At 49.1% G+C, this 24,242-nt stretch carries 24 protein-coding genes, 1 tRNA gene and 1 other RNA gene; 7 read left to right on the top strand and 19 right to left on the bottom strand.

What is annotated here, in order from left to right:
- Positions 1-2 precede the first annotated feature (2 nt).
- The 5 genes from BQ7397_RS00305 to BQ7397_RS00325 form a co-directional block, all read right to left on the bottom strand.
- The gene (locus BQ7397_RS00305) at positions 3-485 is read right to left on the bottom strand and encodes a DUF4330 domain-containing protein (protein ID WP_234970548.1); all 483 of its coding nucleotides are present in this window, start codon (positions 483-485) and stop codon (positions 3-5) included.
- Positions 475-1,602 (bottom strand): glycosyltransferase, encoded by a 1,128-nt coding sequence (locus BQ7397_RS00310; protein WP_077074213.1) that lies wholly within the window; start codon positions 1,600-1,602, stop codon positions 475-477. Before BQ7397_RS00310 ends, BQ7397_RS00305 begins: the two co-directional genes overlap by 11 nt.
- A gap of 12 nt (positions 1,603-1,614) precedes the next feature.
- Positions 1,615-2,073: a hypothetical protein gene (locus tag BQ7397_RS00315; protein WP_144019939.1), complete on the bottom strand. Its 459-nt coding sequence runs from the start codon at positions 2,071-2,073 to the stop codon at positions 1,615-1,617.
- 111 nt (positions 2,074-2,184) lie between these two features.
- Positions 2,185-2,526 carry a type II toxin-antitoxin system PemK/MazF family toxin gene (locus tag BQ7397_RS00320; protein WP_077074215.1) on the bottom strand — a complete coding sequence of 114 codons (342 nt, stop codon included), beginning with the start codon at positions 2,524-2,526 and terminating at the stop codon, positions 2,185-2,187.
- A gap of 14 nt (positions 2,527-2,540) precedes the next feature.
- A complete protein-coding gene (locus BQ7397_RS00325; RefSeq protein ID WP_077074216.1) occupies positions 2,541-3,704 on the bottom strand; it encodes an NAD(P)H-hydrate dehydratase in 1,164 nt (387 codons plus the stop codon).
- Positions 3,705-3,946: 242 nt separating this feature from the next.
- Here BQ7397_RS00325 and tyrS point away from each other — a divergent pair, with 242 nt between their 5' ends.
- A complete protein-coding gene (gene tyrS, locus BQ7397_RS00330) occupies positions 3,947-5,173 on the top strand; it encodes a tyrosine--tRNA ligase (protein ID WP_077074217.1) in 1,227 nt (408 codons plus the stop codon).
- A 60-nt stretch (positions 5,174-5,233) separates the two neighbouring features.
- On the opposite strand, the gene BQ7397_RS00335 is transcribed toward tyrS, so the two are convergent.
- From BQ7397_RS00335 to BQ7397_RS00350, 4 genes are all read right to left on the bottom strand, one after another.
- Positions 5,234-6,343, bottom strand: coding sequence for a PIN/TRAM domain-containing protein (locus BQ7397_RS00335; protein ID WP_077074218.1), 1,110 nt, complete (start codon positions 6,341-6,343; stop codon positions 5,234-5,236).
- An 8-nt stretch (positions 6,344-6,351) separates the two neighbouring features.
- The gene (locus BQ7397_RS00340) at positions 6,352-6,864 is read right to left on the bottom strand and encodes a CarD family transcriptional regulator (RefSeq protein WP_077074219.1); all 513 of its coding nucleotides are present in this window, start codon (positions 6,862-6,864) and stop codon (positions 6,352-6,354) included.
- 174 nt (positions 6,865-7,038) lie between these two features.
- On the bottom strand, positions 7,039-8,130 hold the full coding sequence (locus BQ7397_RS00345) for a SpoIIE family protein phosphatase (protein ID WP_077074220.1): 1,092 nt from the start codon (positions 8,128-8,130) through the stop codon (positions 7,039-7,041).
- A gap of 19 nt (positions 8,131-8,149) precedes the next feature.
- A complete protein-coding gene (locus BQ7397_RS00350; RefSeq protein WP_077074221.1) occupies positions 8,150-9,268 on the bottom strand; it encodes a THUMP domain-containing class I SAM-dependent RNA methyltransferase in 1,119 nt (372 codons plus the stop codon).
- A gap of 159 nt (positions 9,269-9,427) precedes the next feature.
- On the opposite strand from BQ7397_RS00350, the gene BQ7397_RS00355 reads away from it, so the two are divergent.
- On the top strand, positions 9,428-9,784 hold the full coding sequence (locus BQ7397_RS00355) for a desulfoferrodoxin family protein (RefSeq protein WP_077074222.1): 357 nt from the start codon (positions 9,428-9,430) through the stop codon (positions 9,782-9,784).
- Positions 9,785-9,923: 139 nt separating this feature from the next.
- Here the strand turns inward: BQ7397_RS00355 and BQ7397_RS00360 are convergent, their stop codons facing one another.
- The 7 genes from BQ7397_RS00360 to BQ7397_RS00395 all read right to left on the bottom strand — a co-directional run bounded on the left by BQ7397_RS00360 (position 9,924) and on the right by BQ7397_RS00395 (position 16,911).
- Complete coding sequence (locus tag BQ7397_RS00360) at positions 9,924-10,571, bottom strand: ABC transporter permease (protein WP_077074223.1); 648 nt, start codon at positions 10,569-10,571, stop codon at positions 9,924-9,926.
- On the bottom strand, positions 10,561-11,523 hold the full coding sequence (locus BQ7397_RS00365; RefSeq protein ID WP_077074224.1) for an osmoprotectant ABC transporter substrate-binding protein: 963 nt from the start codon (positions 11,521-11,523) through the stop codon (positions 10,561-10,563). Before BQ7397_RS00365 ends, BQ7397_RS00360 begins: the two co-directional genes overlap by 11 nt.
- A gap of 1 nt (position 11,524) precedes the next feature.
- The gene (locus BQ7397_RS00370) at positions 11,525-12,154 is read right to left on the bottom strand and encodes an ABC transporter permease (RefSeq protein ID WP_077074225.1); all 630 of its coding nucleotides are present in this window, start codon (positions 12,152-12,154) and stop codon (positions 11,525-11,527) included.
- The gene (locus tag BQ7397_RS00375; RefSeq protein WP_077074226.1) at positions 12,147-13,271 is read right to left on the bottom strand and encodes an ABC transporter ATP-binding protein; all 1,125 of its coding nucleotides are present in this window, start codon (positions 13,269-13,271) and stop codon (positions 12,147-12,149) included. The genes BQ7397_RS00370 and BQ7397_RS00375 overlap by 8 nt, the downstream gene beginning before the upstream one ends.
- Before the next feature lie 165 nt (positions 13,272-13,436).
- Positions 13,437-15,515: a heavy metal translocating P-type ATPase gene (locus BQ7397_RS00380; RefSeq protein ID WP_077074227.1), complete on the bottom strand. Its 2,079-nt coding sequence runs from the start codon at positions 15,513-15,515 to the stop codon at positions 13,437-13,439.
- Between the two features lies 1 nt (position 15,516).
- The gene (locus BQ7397_RS00385; protein ID WP_077074228.1) at positions 15,517-15,816 is read right to left on the bottom strand and encodes a DUF6110 family protein; all 300 of its coding nucleotides are present in this window, start codon (positions 15,814-15,816) and stop codon (positions 15,517-15,519) included.
- 450 nt (positions 15,817-16,266) lie between these two features.
- Positions 16,267-16,911, bottom strand: coding sequence for a class II aldolase/adducin family protein (locus BQ7397_RS00395; protein ID WP_083703331.1), 645 nt, complete (start codon positions 16,909-16,911; stop codon positions 16,267-16,269).
- Between the two features lie 88 nt (positions 16,912-16,999).
- Here BQ7397_RS00395 and BQ7397_RS00400 point away from each other — a divergent pair, with 88 nt between their 5' ends.
- The 5 genes from BQ7397_RS00400 (at position 17,000) to ffs (ending at position 21,140) form a co-directional block, all read left to right on the top strand.
- Complete coding sequence (locus BQ7397_RS00400; protein ID WP_077074231.1) at positions 17,000-19,282, top strand: helicase C-terminal domain-containing protein; 2,283 nt, start codon at positions 17,000-17,002, stop codon at positions 19,280-19,282.
- A gap of 2 nt (positions 19,283-19,284) precedes the next feature.
- Positions 19,285-19,752: a tRNA (cytidine(34)-2'-O)-methyltransferase gene (locus BQ7397_RS00405; protein WP_077074232.1), complete on the top strand. Its 468-nt coding sequence runs from the start codon at positions 19,285-19,287 to the stop codon at positions 19,750-19,752.
- Complete coding sequence (locus tag BQ7397_RS00410) at positions 19,752-20,702, top strand: biotin--[acetyl-CoA-carboxylase] ligase (protein ID WP_077074233.1); 951 nt, start codon at positions 19,752-19,754, stop codon at positions 20,700-20,702. The genes BQ7397_RS00405 and BQ7397_RS00410 overlap by 1 nt, the downstream gene beginning before the upstream one ends.
- Before the next feature lie 70 nt (positions 20,703-20,772).
- Positions 20,773-20,864, top strand: a tRNA-Ser gene (locus tag BQ7397_RS00415).
- 11 nt (positions 20,865-20,875) lie between these two features.
- An RNA gene (gene ffs, locus BQ7397_RS00420) (signal recognition particle sRNA large type) lies at positions 20,876-21,140 on the top strand.
- Between the two features lie 369 nt (positions 21,141-21,509).
- On the opposite strand, the gene BQ7397_RS00425 is transcribed toward ffs, so the two are convergent.
- From BQ7397_RS00425 to BQ7397_RS00435, 3 genes are read right to left on the bottom strand one after another with little or no spacing between them, the layout of a single operon-like run.
- The gene (locus BQ7397_RS00425) at positions 21,510-22,916 is read right to left on the bottom strand and encodes an ABC transporter ATP-binding protein (protein ID WP_077074234.1); all 1,407 of its coding nucleotides are present in this window, start codon (positions 22,914-22,916) and stop codon (positions 21,510-21,512) included.
- Positions 22,913-23,641 carry an energy-coupling factor transporter transmembrane component T gene (locus tag BQ7397_RS00430; protein ID WP_077074235.1) on the bottom strand — a complete coding sequence of 243 codons (729 nt, stop codon included), beginning with the start codon at positions 23,639-23,641 and terminating at the stop codon, positions 22,913-22,915. The genes BQ7397_RS00425 and BQ7397_RS00430 overlap by 4 nt, the downstream gene beginning before the upstream one ends.
- Complete coding sequence (locus BQ7397_RS00435; protein ID WP_004827287.1) at positions 23,641-24,231, bottom strand: MptD family putative ECF transporter S component; 591 nt, start codon at positions 24,229-24,231, stop codon at positions 23,641-23,643. Before BQ7397_RS00435 ends, BQ7397_RS00430 begins: the two co-directional genes overlap by 1 nt.
- Between the last annotated feature and the right edge of the window lie 11 nt (positions 24,232-24,242).

A 24,242-nucleotide genomic window follows, 5' to 3' on the forward strand; every position in this document is an offset into this window, starting at 1 on the left:
AATTACTCCCCGTCTTTTTTGATGCCGACACAAACACCCGTAAAAGCGGAGGTTTTCGTATTGACGCGGTAATCATTGCCGACGCGAATCTCTTCGCTGCCCACCGCGTAGGACCTATCCGATTCCTTAATGTCAACTTCCACATCCAGGTAGACGGAATATTTGTCCGGCACCGGCGCATTCACCCACTGACCTTCGTACTCCACGGCATCTTCATAGGGCTTCACGGTCTTGCGTACGACTTTGCCCAAATAGGTTCCCTTGTCGGAGCTATAGATTTCTTGGCCTTCGGTAATATTCTCTGCCGTGGGCATGCGCACATTGTCCACGAGAAAAGTAATCATTCCTTTCGACGTGCTTTCCACGGAAATGGGAGATTTCTTAAAACGGGATGCGCCACCTACGACGGCGACGATGAGAATAATCAAAAACAGCAAGTCGATGATATTGATCTTGCCGAAGAGTTTTCCTTCTTTATCGATCATTTTGCCTCCTTTGAAGTATTTTTTCGTATATTTCCACATGGCTCTCGGCCATGGCTTCTTGGCTAAAGTGTTCGTTGACGTAATCGTAAAGGCCCTCGCCCCGCTCCTTCATTTCTTCCGGGTGGTTTAAGGCATAGACCATTTTTTCGCCTAAGCCTTCGGCATCCTTCGGTTGAAAGACCATGCCGTAGGGCCCGGCCATTTCGCTGATGCCGCCGACGTCCGTGGCGATAAAGGGGATCTTCGCCTTGGCCCCTTCCAAGAGGGCGTAGGGGAAGGATTCGGAAACGGAGGTGAGCATATTCACGTCCCCGGCCCCGTAAAGGCTGAAGGGATCGGAAACCTGACCTAAAAAGCTCACCAAATCCTCTAAACCCTCTTCCTCCACAAAGGCCATGAGCTTTTCACGCTCCGGTCCCCTGCCGGCGATTAAAACGTGGGCGCGGGACAGGGCTTCTTTGTTTAAGGCCACGGCCTTTAACAGGCTCTTGTGGTCTTTCACCAAATCCAAGCGGGCGGCGATGACAAAGAGCATGCGGTCCGAATATTTTCCCAGCCCGTAACGCGCCAGAAAGGCCTCTTTATCCACGGCGGGTTCCGATTTTTTCATATCGATCCCATTGTAGGTGACAAAGATATCCTCTTCCGGAAAACCCCGCTCCACTAACATGGCCTTGAACCGCTCCGTAATGGCGATGTAATTATTAAATCGCTTCAGGGCGTATTGGTTTAGCGCCGTAAACACTTTATCCTTAATGAAATTGTCTTTGAAATCCAACAGATAGTCGCTGTGCAAGGTGGTGACCATGGGCACGTCCACGCGCTTTCTCAAATACAGGGCGTTGAAATTGGCCCGCGCGCCGTGGCAATGCACCAGATCGAAACCTTCCTCTTCGATCATGCGAACCACTTTTTTCAAAGTCCCCATGTCGAAGCGGTTTTTCTGCTCCACCAGACGGGCGTCGATGCCCAAGGCCACGGCGCCGTCTAAAAAGGACCCCGGGCGAAAACACACCATACTCACATCGTGATAGGCTTCCAGGCCTTTCAACAAGGTGTATATATGGGTCTTCGCTCCACCCGTGTCGCCCCCGCTGATAAGATGAAGAACTTTCATCGTCGTCTCCCACTAATTATTCTGTACCACGCGGTAGCTTCCCCGAACCAATACGATGGCGTCGGTCGCGGCGGATAGGCCTCTGCCGTCGCTTCTCGGTGCGATTAACAAATGGTTCATCGGAGCCCGTTGGCCTTGTTTTAAATCCGATCCGCCGGTGACGTCACTTAGCCCGCCCAAGTCCTGAGCAATGGTGTCGACGCGGCCGCTTCTCGGAATCATTTCCGTCCCCTGAGCGACGATTAAACGGTCACCGGCCTTTAGGTTCACCACTTCCAGTGTGGCAGAAGCTTGGGCAGCACCGGGCGCCGAACCTTGGGACATTTTCTTTTCTATGGCTTCGAGCCGTTGATTTAAATAGCTTAAAGATACTAAGGGATCGTCATCTTTGGCAAAGGCGGGTATGGCCGCACCGATGAGCATAAAGCTGAGTCCGCAGGCGGCTACGATTTTTTTCCAATTGCGTTTCACAATCTCATCCTTTCTGTGATTCATTCATCCTATCTATTATACAACAATCCCAGTTCCAGACCAACGAAAACGACAAAAGCGCGGGAATGATCCCGCGCTTTCTTTTATGTACTATAGTCCGACACTGATTCTTAACGCTTCGTCGACATCGTCCATCACTTTCGATCCGAACTTCCCGATCTTTTCGCGCAAGCGCTTTTTGTCGATGGTGCGCACCTGCTCCAAAAGGATGACGGAATTTTTCGGCAAATCGTTATTCGCCGCCTTCACCTTCACGTGGGTGGGCAGCTTTGTTTTGTTCATTTGCGATGTAATCGCCGCGACGATCGTCGTAGGCGAATACTTGTTGCCCACGTCATTTTGAATGACGACCACGGGCCTGACGCCGCCTTGCTCCGAGCCGATGACCGGGCTCAGATCGGCGTAAAACACATCGCCTCTCTTAATAACCATGAATCACAACCTTTCTATTTTGCCGGCGAAGATTCTCTTATAGCCTCTAGGCGAAGGAAGGCTTCGGATAAGTATGTGATTAAATCCGAAGCGATGAGCCCCCGCTCGCTCTTATGTAAGGCGCCGAGATCTCCTGCCAGACCGTGAATATATACCCCGAGGCGGGCCGCTTGAAAACAATTCATGCCCTGGGCCAAGCAGGCGGTGATGATGCCCGTGAGCACGTCACCTGCGCCCGCCGTGGCCATGCCGGCATTGCCCGTTTCGTTGTATACCCGCCCGCTTTCCGAGGCAACGATGCTCCCATGTCCCTTCAGCACCACGACGCCGCCGTAGCGCGCGAGAAATTCGTCCACGGCCTCGTCCCTATGGGCGCGGACCCATGAAATATCCCGATTCAAGAGCCGGGCCATTTCCCCTTCGTGAGGCGTGTAAATTTTTTCGCCCCCTGCAGTCGGTTTTTCCTGCGCCAAATGGTACAGGCCGTCGGCATCCACCACCATGGGCTTGGAGAGGCCATAGACCTTTAAAAAAACGTCCCGCGCCTCTTCTCCCCGACCCATGCCCGGGCCCAGGCCGATGGCATCCATGTCGGCAAGCTCACTTATGTCGCTCTGCTTCTTTACGATGACTTCCCGCATGCGGAGAGAAAAGTCTCTGAAAATTTCATCGGGCACGAAGGCGTAGCTCAGGCCGCAACCGGCCCTCAGCGCCGCCGAGGAGGCCAGATCCACGGAGCCGTACATGCCCTCGCTTCCGCCGACGAGGGCCGCCCGTCCCCTGCTGCCCTTGTGATCCGTCTCTTGAATCGCGGGAAGCAGACTCGCCACCTCCTTCGACAGGTTAGAGAGCTCGAGATCTTCGAGGCGGGCAATGGCGACGGCATAATCTTTTTCATGGGAAACAGACAGTCGGAAGATCCGGTCCTTATAGCGACCGTAGGGCCTTCCCCTGTCGTCGGTTTCCACGATTAAATTTTTCAACCCCGCCTTAAAAATGCCGTCGCCCAAGGCCTTCGCCATGGCTTCTTTTGCGGCGAAGCGCCCGGCGATGTGGGCGGCGTTCATTCGAAGGGTGCGGCGCTCCTTGCGGGAAAAAACTTTTTCCAAAAAAGCCTCGCCACACCGGTCCATTATTTTTTGCACCCGCGGTATGTAAACCATGTCTATGCCGATCATATGCCACCTCTTTTGTATCATAGCACAATTTTCTTGAAAATAAATCACCGTTTTTTCTCTTGACAAAAATTCTCGTCCCCCGTATAATGGTGACCAAATTCAATAGATACGATGATGGCGTCCCCAAAATTACAGCGCCGGAGTATGATGTTTTTTTCGAGGCTTTTTGCGAAGAAAGGTGGTACCGCGTTGGAAGACGCCCTTTCGGCAAGAGCTTTTTTTGTGCTTAAAAAGGAGACAGTATGACTGAGAATGTATTTGATTTACTTGAACGCAGAGGCTACATCGACCAAGCCACGTTCCCCGAGGAATTGAGGGAACGCCTGGGCGAAGGGCCCATCACCTTTTATATCGGCTTCGACGCCACGGCGGACTCCCTTACCCTAGGTCACTACCTTCAGGTAAAGGTGATTCAGCATTTCCAACGGGCCGGTCACGTGCCCATTACCCTCTTCGGCGGCGGCACCACCATGATCGGCGACCCTTCCGGCCGAACCGATATGCGTAAAATGCTTACGAGGGAAGACATCGATCACAACATCGATTGCTTTAAGCGGCAGCTGTCCCACTTCATCGATTACGACGACGGAAAAGCCATCGCAGCAAACAATGCCGATTGGCTCTTGGATCTGGGCTATCTGGATTTCATGCGCAACATCGGCGTGCACTTCTCCGTGAACCACATGCTGAAGCTGGACGCCTATGCCAATCGCTTAGAGCAAGGCCTCACCTTCTTTGAAATGGGCTACATGCTCATGCAGTCCTACGACTTTTTGGTCCTCTACAGAAAATTCAATTGCCAATTACAATTAGGCGGCTCGGACCAATGGAGCAATATGCTCGGTGGCTACGATTTGGTTCGCAAGCTGGACGACGGCAAGGTCTACTCCATGACCTTCAAGCTGCTTTCCACCGCCGACGGCCAAAAGATGGGCAAGTCCATGAAGGGTGCCATTTTCTTGGATCCCAACAAGACGCCGCCCCACGAAATGTTCCAATACCTGCGTAACACCGACGACCGCGACGTCATTAAGTTCCTGAAGCTTTTAACCGACGTCAGCGATGAGGAAATCACCGATTACGCAAGGCTGGAGGGTCAGGAGCTGAACGCTGCCAAGGAACGCCTGGCTTGGGAAATCACCAACGAAGTTCACGGCAAGGAAGAGGCCGATAAGGCGCTGGAAGCATCCCGCGTCCTCTTCGGCGGAAGCGGCAACACGGAAGACATGCCTACCACGGAGCTTGCCGAAGATGAAGTCAACGACGGCATCACCATCGTCGAGCTCATGCAAAAAGGCGAGCTTATCGCCTCTACCAGTGAAGGTCGTAGGCTGATTAAGCAAGGCGGCGTCTCCGTCAACGACGAAAAAGTCGCCTCCCACGATCAAATGATCACGAAGGATGACTTAAAAGAAGGTGTCCACGTCCGAAAGGGCAAGAAGGTTCACCACTTATTTAAATTAAAATAATTTCCCACACAAAAAAAGCGACCGGCGGTTCGAGAGACGAACCCATCGGTCGCTTTTCTTTTAATTCACCGGCTTGGCGAAGATCATTTTCCCCGCCGCCGTTTGCAACATGCTGGTCACGATGCAATGGACGCTTTTGCCTAAGTAATCGATGCCGTTTTCCACGACGATCATGGTGCCGTCGTCCAGGTAACCCAAGCCCTGTTTCTCCTGGCTCCCCGGCTTCACGACGAAGACGTCGATGACTTCCCCGGTTACGAAGACGGGCTTCATGGCGTTGGCCAAAGCATTAATGTTCAGGACGGTAATGCCCTGCACCTCGGCCACCTTGTTTAAATTGTAGTCGTTGGTCACGACCACGCCCTTCATTTCTTTCGCCATGCGCAAAAGCATGGTGTCCACCTCGGTCAAATCGCCGTAGGCTTTCTCCACGATTCTGATTTTGTACCGGCTATCTTCCCGAAGCTCTTTCAGCGCATCCAGACCCTTCCTGCCCTTGGCCCGGCTCATTCCGTTAGACGAATCGGCGATACCTTGCAGCTCGCTTAAAACGAAGCTGGGCACGATTATGGGCCCTTCGATAAAGCCCAGCTCGATAATGTCCACGATGCGGCCGTCGATAATGACCGACGTATCCAAAAGCTTCGGCGCCGCTTGTCGTCGATCGCCGCTTTTTAAGCGAACGGCGCCGGTGCCCTGTGCGAGAAGCCCCCGTATGGAGGCGGCTATTTCCTCGCGTTTATAGAGCATGATCCGTATGCCCAAGACGCCGAGGACGATGTAAATAATCAATGACAAAAAGCTGCTGACGTAATCAATGTTCAGCCGGTAAATGGGCAGGGACACGAGAAAGGCAATTAATATGCCGATAATCAGGCCAAAAACGCCCCAAAGAATGTCGCCGGCCGGAAGGTCTTTCACTTCAGATTCCACGCGATCCACGAATCGCCACAAAGCCCCGTAAGCATATTTCCCGAGAATAAAAAATAAAATAGCAAATAAAATAAATACGACGACGGGAACAGCTCCTTGGGGAATGAGACGACCGATGGCTCTCATGGCATTTAAATCGCGCAACAGTCCCAAAACCAGGCGTCCCACTGCCAAGCCCAAAAGGGTAAACAGCAGACGGAACACGATTTGGAAGATGCGGTTCGATCGAATTCCCATAATCCTTCCTACCTTCTTTCCTCCACGTCCTTCAGGCATCCTTCCGCCATGGTTTTATCTACGAGGTCGACCACTTCGTCGAAGCTTTTGTCGTAGACCAGAACCATTTCAGACAGGATAATTTGCCGAGCCGTGTTCAAAATCTTTCGTTCTCCGGTGGAAAGAGCCTTTTCTCTGTCCAGGCTTTCCAGATTCTTAATGACCTTGGCGATTTCTTCCAAATCCCCGGTCTTGATCTTGTCTTGGTGGAAACGATAGCGGCGATTCCAGTTGGCGGGCATCTTTTCCTTGGCGGGATCCTTTAACACGTCCAGGACCTTATCCATTTCCTCCGGCGACTTAATGTCTCGAATGCCCACATCGGCCATGCTGCCTAAAGGTACCAGTACCTTCATTTCGTTGACGGGAATCTTCATGACGTAATATTCCTTCTTTTCGCCCAAAATCACCTTGGACTCGATGTCGACGATGACGCCGGCACCGTGTGCGGGATAAACAATTTTATCTCCAATTTTAAACATAATTCCCTCCTATCCATATTATCTCTATTTAATTATAGCATAATTATAAAATTGATTATAGTATCACATTCAAGAAAATGTTGCAAGGCATTTGTATCGAAAGCTTTCCCCGTTTTATTGCAAATAAAAAGGAGCCGAAGCCCCTTCATTTTCATTTGATTTTTATGGCGTCCTTTAAACCATTTTTATATAGACGCAGGTCATATCGTCGACAATGTCTTCGTAAATAAAATCCTGAAGGACACGGCGAATGTCCGTCAAGGGCTCCTCGCCGATTTCACTGAACAGGGCGCGCAGGGCACCTACACCGTACTGCTCCCCGCGCTTGTTGCGGCCTTCCGTCACGCCGTCGGTGTAAAAAAGAAGCTCGTCTCCCTTTTGCAGATAGGCAGTGCGGCATTCGTAAAAGCTCGCCTCCACCAAGGGGGTGACGGGAAAGCCCGAGTTCATCAAAAGACGCACGTTGCCGTTTCGCTTAAACAGCGGCGGGCAGTCGTGGCCCGCATTGGCGTAGGTAAATTTCCGCTGCTTTTTCGAAAACACGCCTAAAAACATGGTGAAGTACATGTCCGCCGGCAGGTTCAAGTCCCGGAAGCGATGCACCAGCTCCATCATGGCCACCGTGGGATCCGATAATATGTCGGGATCCATGTTCCGCATCGTCTGGGAGATAAACAGCGTGGCCATGGAGGATGCGAAGCCGTGGCCCACGACATCGGCAATGTAGATCGCCGTGCGGTCCTCGTCGATTTCGATGAGGTCGAAAAAATCGCCGCTTAACAGCTCCGCCGGTTGATAAAAATAGTCCATAAAGAAGAAGCGGTCGTAGCCCCTTTGGGGCAAGAGGGCCCCTTGAATGGAGGCGGCATTCATCTGCTCGTCCATGAGGGCGCGGTTTTTTTCGATCAACTCGACCTGCAGCCGCTTCTCCAAGCTTTTATCCCGAAACACCTCGATGGCTCCGATAATTTCTCCGGCTTCCGTACGAATGGGATTGGTCTTCACGGAGTAATAGGTTTCGCCGATGTAGGTTTCCCGCTGAATGTTTTCTCCGCTTCCCAGGCAGCGGGCGGTCATGCGAAAATCGGCGTGACCGTCGCCTTTGGCCTCGTCGTCCTCTGTCCCTTCAAGCTTTTCCAATGCCTGTTTCATGGCATGATTATAGTAGACCACGCGATTGTCCTTATCCACGACGCGAATTAAATCGGTCATGGTGTCCAACAGCTTGATCTCGATTTTTTTGTATAAAATCTCTCTATCCTTCATGCCCGCCTCTTTCGAAAACTTAGGGTCTGGGACCGTAGTACTGATAGTAGTCCGTCTTTATCGTGCCGTTGTAAAGCTTTCGCTTCCTGTCCGCCCGCTTGCCGAAGCCTTTTTCAAAGCCTTCATCCGCCGTAATAATGTAGTGGCTCCAGGTGGGAAGGGTCCTTGCCAAATCGCCCAGCTCCCGATTCAGTGCCATGACCGACTCTCGGTCTTCGATTCGCTTGCCATAGGGCGGATTGGTGATGATGACGCCGTATTCCCCGGCCAGATCCAACTCAGCGATGTCCTTTTCCCGCAAGGTCACATCGTCTAAAAAGCCCAGGGAGTCCAAATTGATTCGCGCGGCCTCCAGCGCCTTGGAATCCACGTCAAAGCCGTATAGCTCCAGCTTGCTGTCGTAGTCGATCATTTCAAAGGCCTCTTTTCGCACGGCCTTGTCCTCGACGCCGTCAAGATTCCAGTATTCGAAGTCGAATCGACGGTTCAGGCCGGGAGCGATGTTTCGGCCCAGTAAAATGGCTTCGATTAAAATCGTGCCGCTGCCGCAAAAGGGATCCACGAGCATGCGGTTTTTATTCCAGTAGCTGAGCTGCACCAGACCCGATGCCAGGGTCTCCGTTAAAGGCGCCTTCACCGAGCGCTTTCTGTAGCCCCTGTCGTGGAGGCCGTCACCGGAGGTATCCAGATAGACCGTGGCAAGGTCGTTGACGATGCGCACGCCGATGCGAAAGCGGGCCCCGTTTTTTTCAAACCATTCGGTCTTGTATCGGGTCTGCATTTTATTGACCACGGCCTTTTCCGTGATCCGCTGAATGTCGGAAAGAGAAAAGAGCTGCGACTTTTTGCTCTTAGCTTCCGTGACGAAGTTCGCCGTCTTCGGCATGATGTCCGGCCAAGGCAAGTCGTAGACGCCGTCGAACAAGTCCGTAAAGCTTCGGGCTTCGAAACGGGCCAGCACCCAGTGCACCCGCTCCGCCGTCCTTAAATGTAAATTCAAGCGGCTGATGTCCGGCATCTTGCCTTCCATGGACACGAGTCCGTCCTGCACCCGAATATTTTCCATGCCCAAGGCCTGTGCTTCTCGCTTCAAAACGGCTTCCATACCCACGTTTGCTGTCGCTTCCAAATTAATCATAGTCCACCTCTTCTTTATTATACTAAATTACAAAGGGAATGAACATGACCGTTCACCGACTTCCGATAAGAAAAAGTGAATTTGTTGTGGTTTTTCTTTTATAGTGGGTATATAAAAAACGTCAAGCAGAAGTTTGGAATTACTGGGAGGTATTCATTTATGGCAAAATTAACCGAAACCGTCAAAAGCGGCGACTTTAAAAACGAAAAACACGTACCCGAGATCGAAGCATCCTTTGAAGGCGGCTTAGTTAAGGTTTCCGTCGCTGTCGGCAAGGAAATTGATCACCCCAACACATTAGAACACCATATCTCTTGGATTAAGGTCTTCTTCAAGGCCGAAGGCGCTGCAGCACCTGTCGAAGTCGGAAGCTATGAATTCAACGCTCACGGCGAAAGCGACGTCTTCACCGTTCCCTGTGTTGAAGCTTGCTTCAAGAGCGAAAAGAAAGGCACTGTTTACGCATTGAGCATGTGCAACATTCACGGCCTTTGGGAAAATGCCGTCGAGCTCTAATCGAAGATCAATCTTTTGATCCAAAGCCCTCGTTTATACGAGGGCTTTTTTTGTGCCCTTTGTTTGACCGTAAAAATCCCCGAGGGCACTCCATAAGGCTCTCGGGGATTTTCATCGTCATGCTTTTTTCTCTGCATTTCTATTCGAGATCGACGGTTTCTTTCTTCAGCTTTTTCTCGATCGCCTCAAGGAGCAAATCCGACAATACGGCCATCAGTGCCGTGGGGATGGCACCGGCTAAAATAATGGCGGATCCGTTGGAGACGGTGGTTCCCCACGTAATAATGTCGCCCAGGCCGCCGGCGCCGATAAAGGTGCCGATGGCGGCCACGCCGATGCCGACGACCAATGCATTTCTGATCCCGCCCATAATCACCGACACGCTCAAGGGAAATTCCACCTTGACCACTTGTTGAAAGCGGGTCATGCCCATTCCTCTCGCCGCATCGATAATCCCCGGATGAATGGAGTCGATGCCGGTGACGGTATTTTTTATTATGGGCAGGAGGGCGTACAAAAAGACGGACAGAACCACGGTGTTGGCGCCGATGCCCAGAAGCATCATGAGTATGGCGAGCATGGCGAGGCCGGGGATCGTTTGAATAATATTGACCAGACCGATCACCACGTTTCGCGCCTTTTCCCTTTCGGAAACCAAAAATCCCACGGGGATTCCCACGATGCAGGCAAAGAGAACGCCGTAGACGGCGATCAGAAAGTGTCTGGTGAATTGCTCCGCGATATAGCTAAAGTTCATGGCGTAGTAATTGATCAGCTCATTGAACATGGACCTCACCTCGTATTCTTTCCAGCTCCTTCGCATTCACCTGAACGTCCTCGAAGTAATGGTTCTCTTCCAAAAATTCCTTCGCCACGATTTGCGGCTCGATTCGATCCTCCGACGCCCGCTTATTGAGCTCCTGCATTTTTTCCGAGGAGATGGACCCTTCCAGCCTCAGTAAAATTTCGATCAGCTCCGGATGCTTCCTCAGTATTTCCACCGTGGCCACAGGCGAGCAGTCGTAGGCGGGAAAAAGCTTCAGATCGTCCTCCAGCAGCACCAAATCGTAGGCGTTGATGCGCCCGTCGGTGGAGTAGCCCAGGACCACGTCCATATTGCCGCTTGCCAAAGCCGAATAGACTAGGCCGATGTCCATGGAATAGAAGTTTGAAAATTCAAATCCGTACCTCGCCTTAAAGGCTTCGTAACCGTCGCCTGGCCGCTCTACCCAGGACGAATCCACACCGACCTTGGCCACGTCCTTTAAGGCTTCCAGCTGAGACACCTTGCTCAAATGATGTTGCTCCGCAAAGTCCTTTCGCACCATAAAGGCGTAAGTGTTGTCAAATCCGTAGGAAGGGAACCATATGCGATGGAATTTTTTTAAGTAGTTTGTCCGCACCAGCTCCATGGCTTTTTCCGGATCCGTTTCGGGCGCCATGGCCAATTCTCCGGTAAGGGATGTGCCGGTGTACATGCCGCCCACCACATTCAGGGATTTTTTCTCCATGGCGATGTGGGTCATGGTGGTGGAGCCCAAATTTTTTATCTGAGTCACGGACATATCCGTGTCGTGTTCCACCATTTGGGTGACGATCTCAGCCAAAATTTGCCTTTCCGTGTAGGTTCCCGATGCGACGATAATGTCATCTTCCACAGACGACGATACGCCGGGAAGGGAACAGGAGGCGAGGATGAACGCCAATAATATGGGGACAATGCCTTTTATTTTATTCATTTCACTCACCTACCTTATAGGGAGAGAGGCGTTTTTCCATTTTTCTGAGCAGATAATCCGTCGCCAGAGCCAACAAGGTGATGGGGATGGTGCCCCAAATAATCATCGGCGGCACGTAATTATTCAGCCCGTTAAAAATAAAATCGCCTAGTCCCCCCGCCCCGACATAGGCCGCCAGGGTCGTCCAAGCCAGGACGTAGACCGCCGACAGGCGAATCCCCGCCATAATGACCGGAAGGGCCAAGGGAATCTTGACCTTTAAAAGAATCTGCCGCTCTTCCATGCCCATGCCCTTGGCCGCATCGACGATGGATGGCGTAACGGAGGTCAGGCCCAGAAATGTGTTCCGCAAAATGGGCAGTAAGGAATAGATAAACAGAGCGGAGATGGCCGTCAGCTTCCCTACGCCGAAAATCGGAATCATCAGGGCCAGAAGGGCAAAGGACGGTACGGTCTGGAGCACGGAGGCGACGCGCATGACACCGCTCGAAAGCCTTTCATGCTTCGACAGCACAATGCCCAACGGCAGTGCCACGAGAATGCCCAGTCCAAGGGACACGAGGGAAATAAACAGGTGCTCCAGCAGCTTTTCGCCTATCAGAGAATAATTTTCTGCGAAAAAATTAATCATCCGCCTCACCGCCAATAATATTGTTATAAATGGTATCCACGATGGAAGCCCGCGTCACGATGCCCACCAGCTTTCCGTTTTCGTCTACGACGGGAAGATTTCGATAGCCCAGCTCCACGATTAGGTGGATGGCTTCGATGATTTTCGTCGAATTTAATATGGACACGGGATCCTTCATGATCTCAGAAACGTAGGTATCCAGCCTGCCCAGCTTTCCCAACTCAAAAATGCCTACGACGCCCTTCAAATTGTTTTTAGCGTCCGTAATAAAGAGGGTGTCGACTCTTTTTTTCCGCATTAATTTAATGGCATCTCTGGTGGTCTTACCTTCGTTGATAAAGGCGGGGTTTTTAATCATAATCGTCTCTACCGAGTTGTAAGACGTCTTCGCCTTATTTAAATTGTCTTCGCCTAACAGCCCCCGAACGTAATCGTTGGCCGGATTCTTTAAAATATTTTCAGGCGTGTCGTACTGCACCATGTGACCCTTGTCCATAATGAGGATCTTGTCGGCCAGGCCGATGGCCTCGTTCATGTCGTGGGTGACGAAGACCACCGTCTTTCCCAGTTCTTTTTGTATGTTCTTAATTAAACTTTGGAGCGATTCCCTTGTAATCGGGTCCAGTGCGCCGAAGGGCTCGTCCATTAAAATAATATTCTGCTCCGCCGCCAAGGCTCGAATCACGCCGATCCTCTGTTGTTGACCGCCGCTCAGCTGGCTGGGGTATTTTTCTAAGTACTCCACCGGAAGATCGACCTTTTTGATGAGCTCCTCCGCAATTTTTCTCTTCTTCTCTTCGTCCCATTTAAGTAAGGCCGGAACCAAGGTGATGTTTTCGTAAACGGTCATATGGGGCAAGAGACCGATCTGCTGGATGACATAGCCGATCTCTCGGCGCAATTGCACCGGGTTTTTCGTCATAATGTCTTCGCCGTCGATGAGGATTTTGCCCTTTGACGGCTCCGTCATTCGATTGATCATTCGCATAATCGTCGTCTTTCCCGATCCCGAGGTGCCGATGAGGCAGACAAACTCGCCGTCGTCTATTTTGAAGCTAATATCTTCCACAGCCGTTTGAGTTTTATAAATTTTCGCTACGTCTATAAATTCAATCATCGCTTTCCCCCTTTTCGGTTAATCTGTATATACCCGGCGATACTTCTCTTTAAAAGAATAATTAATTATTGTATTTTTTCCCTTTCTCCAATAAAAAAATCCTCGAGAGGCGCAGTGTCCCTCGAGGATTCTTATTCATCGTTTTTTTGTTGTAATCGTTCGTTTTTAAGCTACGGTATAGTCCCTCATGTTTTCCATGGCAATGGCCACGGTGGATGAGTTGTGCAGGAAGGACGACGCCGTGTTGGAAAGGACGCCGAAGTAACCCAAGGCGATCAAGAGGGTATTGAAAGAGATAATCTTGTTGTAATCCCTATGAATACGCGACTGCAGTTCCTTGGCGATCTTCACCACTTCCACAATGGAAGCCAAGTCGTCGCTGCCGATGGCGATGTCTGCAATTTCCCGGGCAATGTCTGCGCCCTTGTGCATGGCGATGCCCACGTCGGCACCGGAAAGGGCTACGGAATCGTTGATCCCGTCGCCGATCATAACGACTTTTCTTCCCAATTCTTTTTGTTTGTGGACGTACTCCGCCTTGTCTTCCGGGAGCACTTGGGAGCGGTAGTAGTCCAGACCCAAGCTTTCCGCCACATAGCGGGCGGAGTTTTCCGCATCGCCGGTGAGCATAGCAATATTGGTAAAGCCCAGCTCTCTTAAGGCGTCCACGGTTTCCTTCGCATCCTCGCGAATGGGATCGGCGATACATAATACGGCAATGAGCTCGCCGTCGTAAGCCAGGTAAAGGAGGGAATAATTTTCCTTGAGCTCTTCGATCGTGGCATCTTTTTCCGCCGTCAGGCGCACCTTTTCATCGTCAAAAATAAAATGTCTCGAACCGATCAAGGCTGTCTTGCCGTCGATCTTAGAGGAAATTCCGTGGGCCACGATGTATTCCGTTTCCGAATGCATTTCATCGTGGTGTAGGCCTTTTTTTATGGCCGCGTCCACGACGGCATTGGCGATGGAATGGGGGAAGTGTTCTTCCAAACAGGCGGCGATACGCAAACAGCCGTCTTCCGTATGACCGTCGAAGGCGATGACCTTTTCCACGGTCGGCGTGGATTTCGTCAGGGTCCCCGTCTTGTCAAAGACGATGGTGTCCGCTTGAGCCAGACTTTCCAAATACTTTCCGCCCTTCACCAGGACGTCCGTTTGACCGGATTGGCTCATGGCCTTCATGACGGCAATGGGAATGGTTAGCTTCAATGCACAGGAATAGTCCACCATCAAAAAGGCCTTGGCCTTGCTGACGGAACGTGTCAGCGCGTAAGACGCAACGGCGCCCAGGAAGGAATACTTCACCAGAGAATCCGCCATGCTTTCCGCTTTTTTCTGCGCCATGGACTTGTTCTTTTCACTTTCGCCGATCAACTTAATAATATTGTTCATGCGGCTTTCGTTGTAAAGTTTCTCCGTCTTGATGTGGAGCATGCCTTCTTCGAGGACCGTGCCCGCGAAGACGCTTTTGCCCTCTTCTTTTTTCACGGGCACGCTTTCGCCGGTAAAGGACGATTGATTCACCATGCCGACGCCTTTAATGACGGTGCCGTCCACGGGAACAACGGTGCCCATGGTCACTTCCACCACATCGCCGATGGCGACGTCACGCAGATTTTTGACGTATTTTTCTTCGCCTTCTACGACGAAGACCTTGTCGACTTTTAATTCCAGGGTGCGGACCAAATCGCTTTGAGATTTTTTGAAGGTCCACTCTTCCAATTTTTCGCCTAAATTTAACAGGAACATAATGGAAGAGGCCGCACCGAAATCGTTGGTGGCCAAAGAAACGCCGATGGCCGTAGCATCGAGCACCTCTACATTTAGCTTTCGGTTGTACAGGGCGATGACGCCGCGTTTAATAAACCGGGATGCCCGCACCAAGGTGACCACGGTCCGAATGGGCATGGGCAAAAAGTTTTTCATCACGAAACGCACTTCAAAGGCGTCGCGAACGATGTGGAAGAGCTCTTTTTCTTCCAGAGGAATATAAGACGTGTCGTCGATTTCGAAATCATCTAAACTCGTAACGTCTAAATCCAGTAACATGCGACAGGCTCTTTTTAATCCGGCTTCGTCGTGATTGACGATAATGCTGCCGGATACAGTAGAGACCTTTGCATAGGAAACGCCGGGCACTTGTTCCAAAAGGTATTTCACCTTATTGGCCCGGGCATAGCTTAATGGGTACTCGGTGGAAAAACGTGTCCGCCCGGGTACGCGATGGGCAATGGAAACTTTCATTTTATTCAGCGGCTTCCGCCAATTCTTCACAAGCTTCGGCTAAATCTTCTGCCGTTTCCTTGGCTTCTTTGGCTTCTTTCTTCGCTCTTTCGTCTTCTTCCTTTTTAATCTTCGCTTCAGCTACGATGTCTTCGGTGTTTTCTTTCGCTTTTTCGATGGTCTTATCGATGCCTTCTTTCACCTTCATGCCTTCGCTGACAGTGTTGACTGCCAAATTCTTTACTGCGTTAGACTTAAGGATTTTGTCTCCTACGACGCCCAGCAAAACGCCGGCGCCAATGCTTAATAATTTCTTTTTCATAAATAATCACCTCTTTGATTGACATCATACCATCTTCATTATCATTTATCAATACATAATTTACATTCTCTTCTTTTATTTTTTACTTTTTAGAAATACATACATGTAATTCCCTTATACTCAGGTTTTTATAAGCCTTTTTTCTTCGCTTATTTATGAATGGTTGCCGCTTACGAATATTTAAATGATATTGATAAGCATCTTCCTATATGATTCCCGTTTATTTACTTCCTTTTCCCTCACTATTCTTCAGTTTACTTTATATGCTTCTTTTCGAAACCCGGGCGTAAAGGATAAGCTCCATCATTTAGCCCTTTTCGTGAGGCTTTTCTTTTTTATCGTCGGCGCCTTTTATTTCGCCGTCGCCCCTTTTTCTTTATTTTGAATTTTACAAATGATAAACGAAATCATTCTATCAATTAAAAAATCGACGATTGCTCGTCGATTGTCTTATTGCCCGTAGGTCTTCATTTGTTCGATGACTTCTTTTATTTTCTCTTCCGGAATCAATTGAATGGGCTTGTTCGTGGAAAGGGCGGTCATATACATAAAGGCGCAAAATTCCATATCCCGCGTCAAACTCAGGGCTTCCTTTAAATTTTTTCCTCCGGCGATAAGGCCGTGATTAGCAAGGATGACCGCCTTGACATCCTTCCCCATGGCCTTTACCGCGGACTCAGCCAGCGCTTCGGTGCCGAAAGTTTCGTAGGGTGCGAGAGGCACGGTCCCGGCACCTGAGGATGCGATTAAATAGCTGATGGGGCCCAGATCTTCGCCTAAGGTGGAAAAGGCGCTGATGTAGGGACTGTGACAATGGATCAAGGCGCGAATGTCGGGACGTGCCCGATAGATGGCGGCGTGCATATGCCATTCCGACGAAGGCTTCCGCGTCCCGCCCAAGAGATTGCCCTCCGGATCCATGTGCACCAGGTCGCTTTTTTTCAGGACATCATAGGCCATGCCGGACGGCGTGATAAAAAAGCTTTTGCTGTCGTCGCTTCGCACTGACAAATTACCGCCGCTGCCCGACGTCAGCCCCTCCTTCACCAGGGTCAGACCATACTGTATCAGATCGTTTCTATCCTTCGTTTCCATAATTTTCCATTCCTCCTTGGCACATTATACTCTCGCAAGAGATTGCCTTGCAAGAGCTAAAAGCGTGTATAATACTATTGGTGATAGTATGAAAAACCATTGGTCCGTACGAAAACTGGTGGACTTTACTTTGCGTAGCGGCGACATCGATTCCGGCTTTCTTTCTCATAAGCGGGCACAGGAAGGCATTCGCCTTCATCAAAAATTACAGAAAGACTATCCGCCCACCTTCGAAACCGAAGTGGAAATCGAAGGCCCCGTGGTCTACGACGGTGGCGAAATTTATTTACAGGGCCGCATCGACGGCTTAGATAGAGACGCCCACCTACTCGATGAAATAAAATCCACGGTCTACTCCAAGGAAGCCATCGACGCCCGGCCCGACGAGCTCCACTGGGCCCAGCTCAAGTGCTACGGCTATCTCTACGCCAAGGCCGAGGGGCTGGATGAGGTGCATCTGCGCCTCACCTACATTCGTATCGAAGACGAAGAGGTCTTTCGCTACGACAAAACCATGTCCTTCGCCGAGCTGGACGATTTTATGAAGGAGGTCATGGCGCGGTTTCAGCGCATACAGAAGCGGTTGAAGGATTTCGAAGCCCTCTCCCTTCAATCGGCGCGGGATTTGCAATTTCCTTACGACGATTTTCGCAAGGGCCAACGGGACATGGCGGTGGCGGTTTATAATATGATCCAGACCGAAGGCACCCTCCTCGTGCAGGCGCCGACGGGCATCGGCAAGACCATCGCCACCTTGTTTTCATCGATTAAAGCCATCGGCGAGGGATTAATCGACGGCGTCTTTTACGCCACGGGCCGCTCCACGCAAAAAACAGTGGCCGTAGAAACCCTTGCTCTTCTAAGGGAGAAAGGGCTTCGGATTAAAAGCACGGAGCTGGTGGCCAAGGAGAAGGCCTGCCTCAACGACGAGGTAGTCTGCACTCCCGAGAGCTGCCCCTATGCCAAGGGCCACTACGACCGCCTCATCGACGGCATCGTGGCCATTTACGACGCAGAGGATTTGTTCGACGGGCCCACCGTGGCCCGCTACGCCGAAAAGCACAGGCTCTGTCCCTTTGAATTTGCCCTGGATCTGAGCAATCTGTCCTCGTTTTTAATCGGCGATTACAATTACGTCTTTCATCCGAAAAGCTATTTGGAGCGGCTCATGGAGGATCGGGACCGCTTGAAGCGCACCTGCCTTCTTATGGACGAAGCCCACAATCTCATCGACCGGGGGCGCGATATGTATTCCGGCGCCCTTTCCGTCCATGCATTAGAATCCGCGGACTATCCTTCGAAAAAAATCGAGACCTTGGCCCGCGACCTGGCAGAAAAGCTTTGCGAGCTGACGGCGGTGGAAAATAAAACCTACGACGCCCTGCCCGACGCCTTAACGGATGCCGTAGAGGATTTAATCGATGCCATGGCCGACTACCTGGGCCGGCTTCACGTGGAGCCCGAGGAGGATTTTCTCGAGCTGTACTTCCGGCTATTGAATTGGCAAAATCTAAATCTCTATTACGACGAGGAACGCTTTACTTTTTTCGTTCCCGAGAAAAACACCCTGGCCCTGATGTGCTTGGATCCTTCCCGGGTGCTTTCCGCGCGACGGGGCCTGTTTCAATCGGCGGTGTATTTTTCCGCCACTCTATCTCCCATGAACTACCACGCCTACTGCTTAGGTGCCGGCGAGGAGAAAAAGACCATGGCACTGGAGAGCCCCTTCGATCCCGCTCATCTCCTGGTCCTTCACCCGCCCGGCTTGTCTACCCGATACAAGGACCGTGCCCGCACCTTGGATGAGATCAGCCGCTACCTAAGGGCCTTTTCCACAACGAAGGAGGGTAATTTCATCCATTTCTTCCCCTCCTACGCCTACAAGGAGCAGGTATATACCGCCTGCGCCCTTTGGGAGGACGAGGGCCACGATCAGGCTCGCTTTATGACGGAAGGGGATCGGGCCGCCTACATCGATCGCTTTCGAAGGAAGAAGCCCGTCCACGGCTACGCGGTCATGGGCGGCGCCTTTTCCGAGGGCGTGGATCTTTCCGGCGACGCCCTCATGGGGGTCAGCATCTTGACCCTCTCTCTCCCCGGCCTATCCCGGGAGCGGGAGCTGATTAAGGATCGTTTTAATCGACTGGGCAAAGACGGCTACGCCTATGCCTACACCTATCCGGGGCTCACGAAGGTGGTACAGGCCGCCGGGCGCATCATCCGTTCCCACGAGGACCGGGGCCAGCTCCTTCTCTTAGACGACCGCTACCTGCGCCCCGATATTCGCGCCTTGATTCCCGCCCAATGGCGCGTTGAAATCGTGGCATCGGTTCGGGACATGGAAGAAAAAATAAAATCATTTTGGAGGTAAGTATGACCCTGCATATCTGTTTAGTAGAACCTGAAATTCCCCACAACACCGGTGCCGTCGCCCGCAGCTGCGGTCTGACGAAAAGCGTCCTGCACCTGGTGCGTCCCCTGGGCTTTTCCGTAGACGACAAGCATTTGAAGCGCTGCGGTCTCGATTATTGGCACCTGGTGGACATTCGCTACCACGACAGCATCGAGGAGGTGATGGAGGAATACAAGGACCACCGCTTCTTCTTTGCATCGACAAAGGCCCACAAGCGCTACAGCGACATCGAATTTCAAGACGGAGACTTCTTGGTCTTCGGCAAGGAAACCAAGGGACTGCCCGAGCCGTTATTGAAGGCTCACGACGAAACGGCCATTCGCATTCCCATGCTGAAGGATTTCGGCCGCAGCTTAAATCTTTCCGTCTCCGTCAACATTATTCTCTTCGAAGCCCTGCGGCAATTGGATTATCCGGGGATGGCATAATGAAAAGCAAGGACTATATTTTAAAGGCGCTGAAGGAAGCCGACGACTACCTTTCCGGAGAAGAGCTGGCGGGAGAATTAGCCATTTCCCGCGCCGCCGTGTGGCAAGCCATTAAGGCTCTGCGAAAGGAAGGCCACCACATCGACGCCGTCACCAATCGCGGCTACCGTTTAAACGAGGGCTACGAAGCGCTGAACGAGGATGTGATGAGGAGCCGCCTTGCTCCCGAGTTAAATCGCGTCGCCGTTCTGATTCGAAACAGTGTGGATTCTACCAACGACGCCCTTTTCCGCGAAGACGCCGCCGCACCTCTTCCCTCCTTTTCCTTTATGGCGGCGGAAGAGCAAACCGCAGGCAAGGGCCGTGTGGGAAAGTCCTTCCACTCCCCCTTCGGCACGGGCCTATACTTTTCCACCATTCTTCACGGTGAGGACGTAGCCGATCCCGCCGTCCTCACCATGGCCGCCGCCGTAGCCTGCAAGGAAGCCCTCTTGATTCAGACCGACGAGGACGTAAGGATCAAATGGGTCAACGATTTGTATTTGGACCACAAAAAAATCGCCGGCATCTTAACGGAAGCGGACTTTTCTCGTGGCCATGCCCGCTACGTCATCGGCATGGGCATTAACACTGCCACGGCAGATGCCGTCTTTAAAAAGCATACCCTGGCCGCGGCCGGCTCCCTCCATGAGCACGTCTTTAGAAATCAGCTGGCGGCGGATATTATGAACCGCCTCTTCGCCCTTCTCCACGGCCCGGCTCGCGTCATTCTCGATTCCTATCGCAAATACAATCTCACCATCGGAAAGACCGTGCGCTTCGCCAAAGGCGATATCGAATACACCGGACGGGCCGCGGCCATCGACGACCACGGCTCTCTTATCGTGAAAGCGGGCGGCGAAACTGTCGTTCTTTCCGCCGGCTCCATTTCCATCGAAGGCGATTGGTAATCTTACAAAGTTCATACTTTCTCTTGACAAAAAACGGATTCGGCCGTATAATTTTATACTGTAATCCAATGGAGAGATGGTTGAGTTGGTTTAAGGCGCTCGCCTGGAAAGCGGGTATACGTTTATAGCGTATCGGGGGTTCGAATCCCCCTCTCTCCGCCAGGAAAAGTTTGCCATGCTAGATGGGGAGTTAGCGGCACCCTGTAACTTGTAATCCGCTACAACAAGATTGAATCCCCGATCCAGCGCATTTTTTTTGCGGTCTGCCCGGAAAAAGTGATGTTGATGAGTGGGTCCTACGCAATAAGCCCTTGTGAACCGTGTCAGATCTTGACGGAAGCAGCACTAAGCAAGTTCGCTTATGTGACGTAGACTCGCCTACTCTGAGTTAACTCTTTCGGTAACGCGTGGAAAAAATGTGCAAAGTCGGGTGCATGGCTACATACAAAGAGCGGCTCTTCGGAGCCGCTTTTTTATTGGCTCTATAATATCCATTGGGGAGTAACCTCCTCAATGGATGTTTTTATGCAAAAATATAGCACTTGTTTTCCCTATCGCCTAAAATTAAATCACCACAATAAAATAAAGGAGGTCAAACAAGTGCAAAACAACATTACCACATTACTTTTAGGAATCCAAGATGTCGAGGTCACCGGTGTCTCAGAAGAAGGACGTCCGATTACCAATGACTGTAAGTCCGTTCATGATCGGGTTTATCCGCACTGCGGCTCGCCCCACGCATGGATCCACGATCACCGGGGACAATTGCTTGGGATGCTCAGATGCGACGTAAGCATGTGCTTCTTCTCATCCAGAAGACACGTTATGCTTCTTAAGCTTTACAAGTCTATCACAAACTGACTCTAAAAACTCAACATCATGGGATATTATTAAAATCAACTTATCTTCTTCCTTTACTTTCTTTATGTTTTTAGCTGCTATTTTCATATTTCTATAGTCCAGTCCACTGGTTGGCTCATCGAAAAATAGAATTTTCTTATCTGATAGTAAAGCGGATAAGATAATTACTCGCTGTTTTTGTCCTCCCGATAAAGTGTGAGGATTCCTATCACTGATATTTTTTAACTCCATATCTTTTAGCCAAGTATCTAAAACATGATCATCTTTAATGGTTGATGTTAATACTATTTCATCTTTAACACTGTCCGTGAATAACTGACAGTTCACTTCCTGCATTATAAGCAAACTTTCATTTAACCTGCTTCTTATATTGAAATTCTCATCCTTTTTTAAAATTTTCCCTTTATTTGCTTTGTATAAGCCACATATGATTTTTGCTAAAGTAGACTTTCCAATTCCATTTTCTCCAACAATCCCAATAATATTCCCATAGCAAAATTTAAGATCCTCAATGGACAAAATTATTTTGGTATTTCTTTTGAATATCAGATTTTTTAACTCTAATAAAGTCCCTTTATTTGAAATTTCAAAATCATCAAATCCTTCAATAGCTTTATAATCAGAATGCCTAAGTCCTGTTCTCATTCGTTCATCTTCACTTAGATTTTCAATTTCGTCCATACTATATTGTCTGATGATTTTTCCATCCTCTAAGTATATTGCTCTATCAACAATGTCTTTTAAATACCACAACCTGTGTTCTGCAATAATAATAGTTTTTCCTAAAGATTTAAGCTTTTTTATTGTAAGCGATAGTTCTTTCATTGACTTTATGTCTAAGCTTGAAGATGGTTCATCAAGAATAAATATCTCAGGGTTTAATGCGTAAATACTTGCTATAGCAATCTTCTGCTTTTCTCCTCCGGAAAGATTGAATATATTTTTATTCATCAAGTTTTCAAGATGAAGCTCTTTTCCAACTTCTTCAATCCTTTTGTTAATTACTTCTCTTTCTATGCCGTAATTTTCTAAACCAAAAGCGATTTCATCGGTTGTATTGGTTGTATAAAATTGTGTTTTAGGATTTTGAAAAACCGAACCTACATTCTTAGATAATTTATAAATTGGTGTGGTAAATGTATTCATACCATTGACCATAACGCTGCCAGAAATGTCTCCATCATAAAACTCAGGTATTATACCGTTCATAAGCTTTAAGAGAGTCGACTTTCCACAACCACTCCTACCACATAGAAGAATGCATTCTCCTTTTTTTATATTCAAATTAATTCCTTTTAATGAGTAATTAGCTCCTCCCTTGTATTTAAAACTTAATTCTCTAATTTCAATCATAAGTCCCACCCTGATACTTTCATAAATATTACTATTGATAAAATTAAAATCATAAGAATTAGAGCACCAATATCATTTTTTCTAAACTTAATTAGGTGTCTACTTGTTTTGTTAACAGGAGCATCGAGTCCCCTTATAATGGCTGATTGAGAGAGCTCATCCCCAATTTCTATCACACTTACGAACAATGGCACAAAAAAATATTCCATAATTAATGTTGGTTTCCTTATTAAATTTATTAAGTTAAAATTAATTCCTCGAGTTTTCATCGCCATATTTATATGGCTCCATTCGTCTTTAATAGTAGGCAAACATCTAAATATTACAGAAATCATTATGAGCGAGTCTTTTGAAAGTTTTAATTTTTGTAAAGTTGCCACTGCACTGGAAACAGATGTTGAATTTAAAATCCATTTGCCCACGATAATACATGGCAGAAATTTTCTTCCAATTGCTAAGATAAATAAAATTAAATTCAAAAGAAAATTCACATTAAAATAGGCTAAAGATTTTTCCAATACTACACTTATTACAAAAAATAAAATATACCTTATAGCGGATTTTTTATAACCATCGCTAATAATAATGACAAGGAAAAATAATGTAATAAGGCTTTGATAGTTCCAATCAAACCCTAAAAAAATTAAAATGTTCGCACCTATAAGTAAGATAAGTTTTGTTCTGAGGTCATATTTTGACCCCAGAACAAACTTTGAATTTTCCATTATAAAACTCCTGCGGATTCCAACTTTTTATTTAGTATTTTCTTTGTAAAATAAGAACCAATCAAAGAGAATATAAATGTTCCTATAATCATAACTGGTAACATCCATATTGGTGTCCATGCTCTTACTGTGTTACAAAAGCTTTGATCTAAGCCACCTTTTATTACACTTTCAAAAAATGCTTCTCTCATAACCCAAATTGGTAAGAATCCTCCAAATAAGTTTAGAGAAAAAAACATATGACTAATTGTATTTTTCTTAAAGTCTGTATAATTTCCACCTTTTGCTATGAACATAGCAATTATTCCGGCAGGCACTGCCACTAATGGCGCAATTGGAATATGTCCAGTTGCAACTAATAAAATACTTGGTAAGATAGCTGCGATTACAATAGCAGTAGCTGACTTTGTCTTTGCAAGAAGCATATGATAGGTTGGTGCAGCAAGTAGTGCTACAAGCATAGGCATTAGTAAAAATAAAACAGGAACAGGCATTGATATTGCCCCAATTACTAAATATGTTACAAAGTAAAGTGCAATTAAAACACCGGCTGTAACTGCGTTTTTTGATGATTTCTTTTGTGTTTTCATAAGTTTCCTCC

It is taken from the genome of Aedoeadaptatus urinae, from assembly GCF_900155585.1.
Taxonomy (GTDB): domain Bacteria; phylum Bacillota; class Clostridia; order Tissierellales; family Peptoniphilaceae; genus Aedoeadaptatus; species Aedoeadaptatus urinae.

What these genes read in the sequence shown, in the direction of transcription:
- BQ7397_RS00405 (WP_077074232.1), top strand. Translation starts at nt 19,285, where the DNA reads ATGACCCTGCATATCTGTTTAGTAGAACCTGAAATTCCCCACAACACC.
- BQ7397_RS00400 (WP_077074231.1), top strand. Translation starts at nt 17,000, where the DNA reads ATGAAAAACCATTGGTCCGTACGAAAACTGGTGGACTTTACTTTGCGT.
- BQ7397_RS00370 (WP_077074225.1), bottom strand. Translation starts at nt 12,154, where the DNA reads ATGATTAATTTTTTCGCAGAAAATTATTCTCTGATAGGCGAAAAGCTG.
- BQ7397_RS00430 (WP_077074235.1), bottom strand. Translation starts at nt 23,641, where the DNA reads ATGGAAAATTCAAAGTTTGTTCTGGGGTCAAAATATGACCTCAGAACA.
- BQ7397_RS00410 (WP_077074233.1), top strand. Translation starts at nt 19,752, where the DNA reads ATGAAAAGCAAGGACTATATTTTAAAGGCGCTGAAGGAAGCCGACGAC.
- tyrS (WP_077074217.1), top strand. Translation starts at nt 3,947, where the DNA reads ATGACTGAGAATGTATTTGATTTACTTGAACGCAGAGGCTACATCGAC.
- BQ7397_RS00345 (WP_077074220.1), bottom strand. Translation starts at nt 8,130, where the DNA reads ATGAAGGATAGAGAGATTTTATACAAAAAAATCGAGATCAAGCTGTTG.
- BQ7397_RS00385 (WP_077074228.1), bottom strand. Translation starts at nt 15,816, where the DNA reads ATGAAAAAGAAATTATTAAGCATTGGCGCCGGCGTTTTGCTGGGCGTC.
- BQ7397_RS00325 (WP_077074216.1), bottom strand. Translation starts at nt 3,704, where the DNA reads ATGATCGGCATAGACATGGTTTACATACCGCGGGTGCAAAAAATAATG.
- BQ7397_RS00395 (WP_083703331.1), bottom strand. Translation starts at nt 16,911, where the DNA reads ATGGAAACGAAGGATAGAAACGATCTGATACAGTATGGTCTGACCCTG.
- BQ7397_RS00365 (WP_077074224.1), bottom strand. Translation starts at nt 11,523, where the DNA reads ATGAATAAAATAAAAGGCATTGTCCCCATATTATTGGCGTTCATCCTC.
- BQ7397_RS00335 (WP_077074218.1), bottom strand. Translation starts at nt 6,343, where the DNA reads ATGGGAATTCGATCGAACCGCATCTTCCAAATCGTGTTCCGTCTGCTG.
- BQ7397_RS00310 (WP_077074213.1), bottom strand. Translation starts at nt 1,602, where the DNA reads ATGAAAGTTCTTCATCTTATCAGCGGGGGCGACACGGGTGGAGCGAAG.
- BQ7397_RS00375 (WP_077074226.1), bottom strand. Translation starts at nt 13,271, where the DNA reads ATGATTGAATTTATAGACGTAGCGAAAATTTATAAAACTCAAACGGCT.
- BQ7397_RS00435 (WP_004827287.1), bottom strand. Translation starts at nt 24,231, where the DNA reads ATGAAAACACAAAAGAAATCATCAAAAAACGCAGTTACAGCCGGTGTT.
- BQ7397_RS00350 (WP_077074221.1), bottom strand. Translation starts at nt 9,268, where the DNA reads ATGATTAATTTGGAAGCGACAGCAAACGTGGGTATGGAAGCCGTTTTG.
- BQ7397_RS00360 (WP_077074223.1), bottom strand. Translation starts at nt 10,571, where the DNA reads ATGTTCAATGAGCTGATCAATTACTACGCCATGAACTTTAGCTATATC.
- BQ7397_RS00340 (WP_077074219.1), bottom strand. Translation starts at nt 6,864, where the DNA reads ATGTTTAAAATTGGAGATAAAATTGTTTATCCCGCACACGGTGCCGGC.
- BQ7397_RS00305 (WP_234970548.1), bottom strand. Translation starts at nt 485, where the DNA reads ATGATCGATAAAGAAGGAAAACTCTTCGGCAAGATCAATATCATCGAC.
- BQ7397_RS00320 (WP_077074215.1), bottom strand. Translation starts at nt 2,526, where the DNA reads ATGGTTATTAAGAGAGGCGATGTGTTTTACGCCGATCTGAGCCCGGTC.
- BQ7397_RS00380 (WP_077074227.1), bottom strand. Translation starts at nt 15,515, where the DNA reads ATGAAAGTTTCCATTGCCCATCGCGTACCCGGGCGGACACGTTTTTCC.
- BQ7397_RS00425 (WP_077074234.1), bottom strand. Translation starts at nt 22,916, where the DNA reads ATGATTGAAATTAGAGAATTAAGTTTTAAATACAAGGGAGGAGCTAAT.
- BQ7397_RS00355 (WP_077074222.1), top strand. Translation starts at nt 9,428, where the DNA reads ATGGCAAAATTAACCGAAACCGTCAAAAGCGGCGACTTTAAAAACGAA.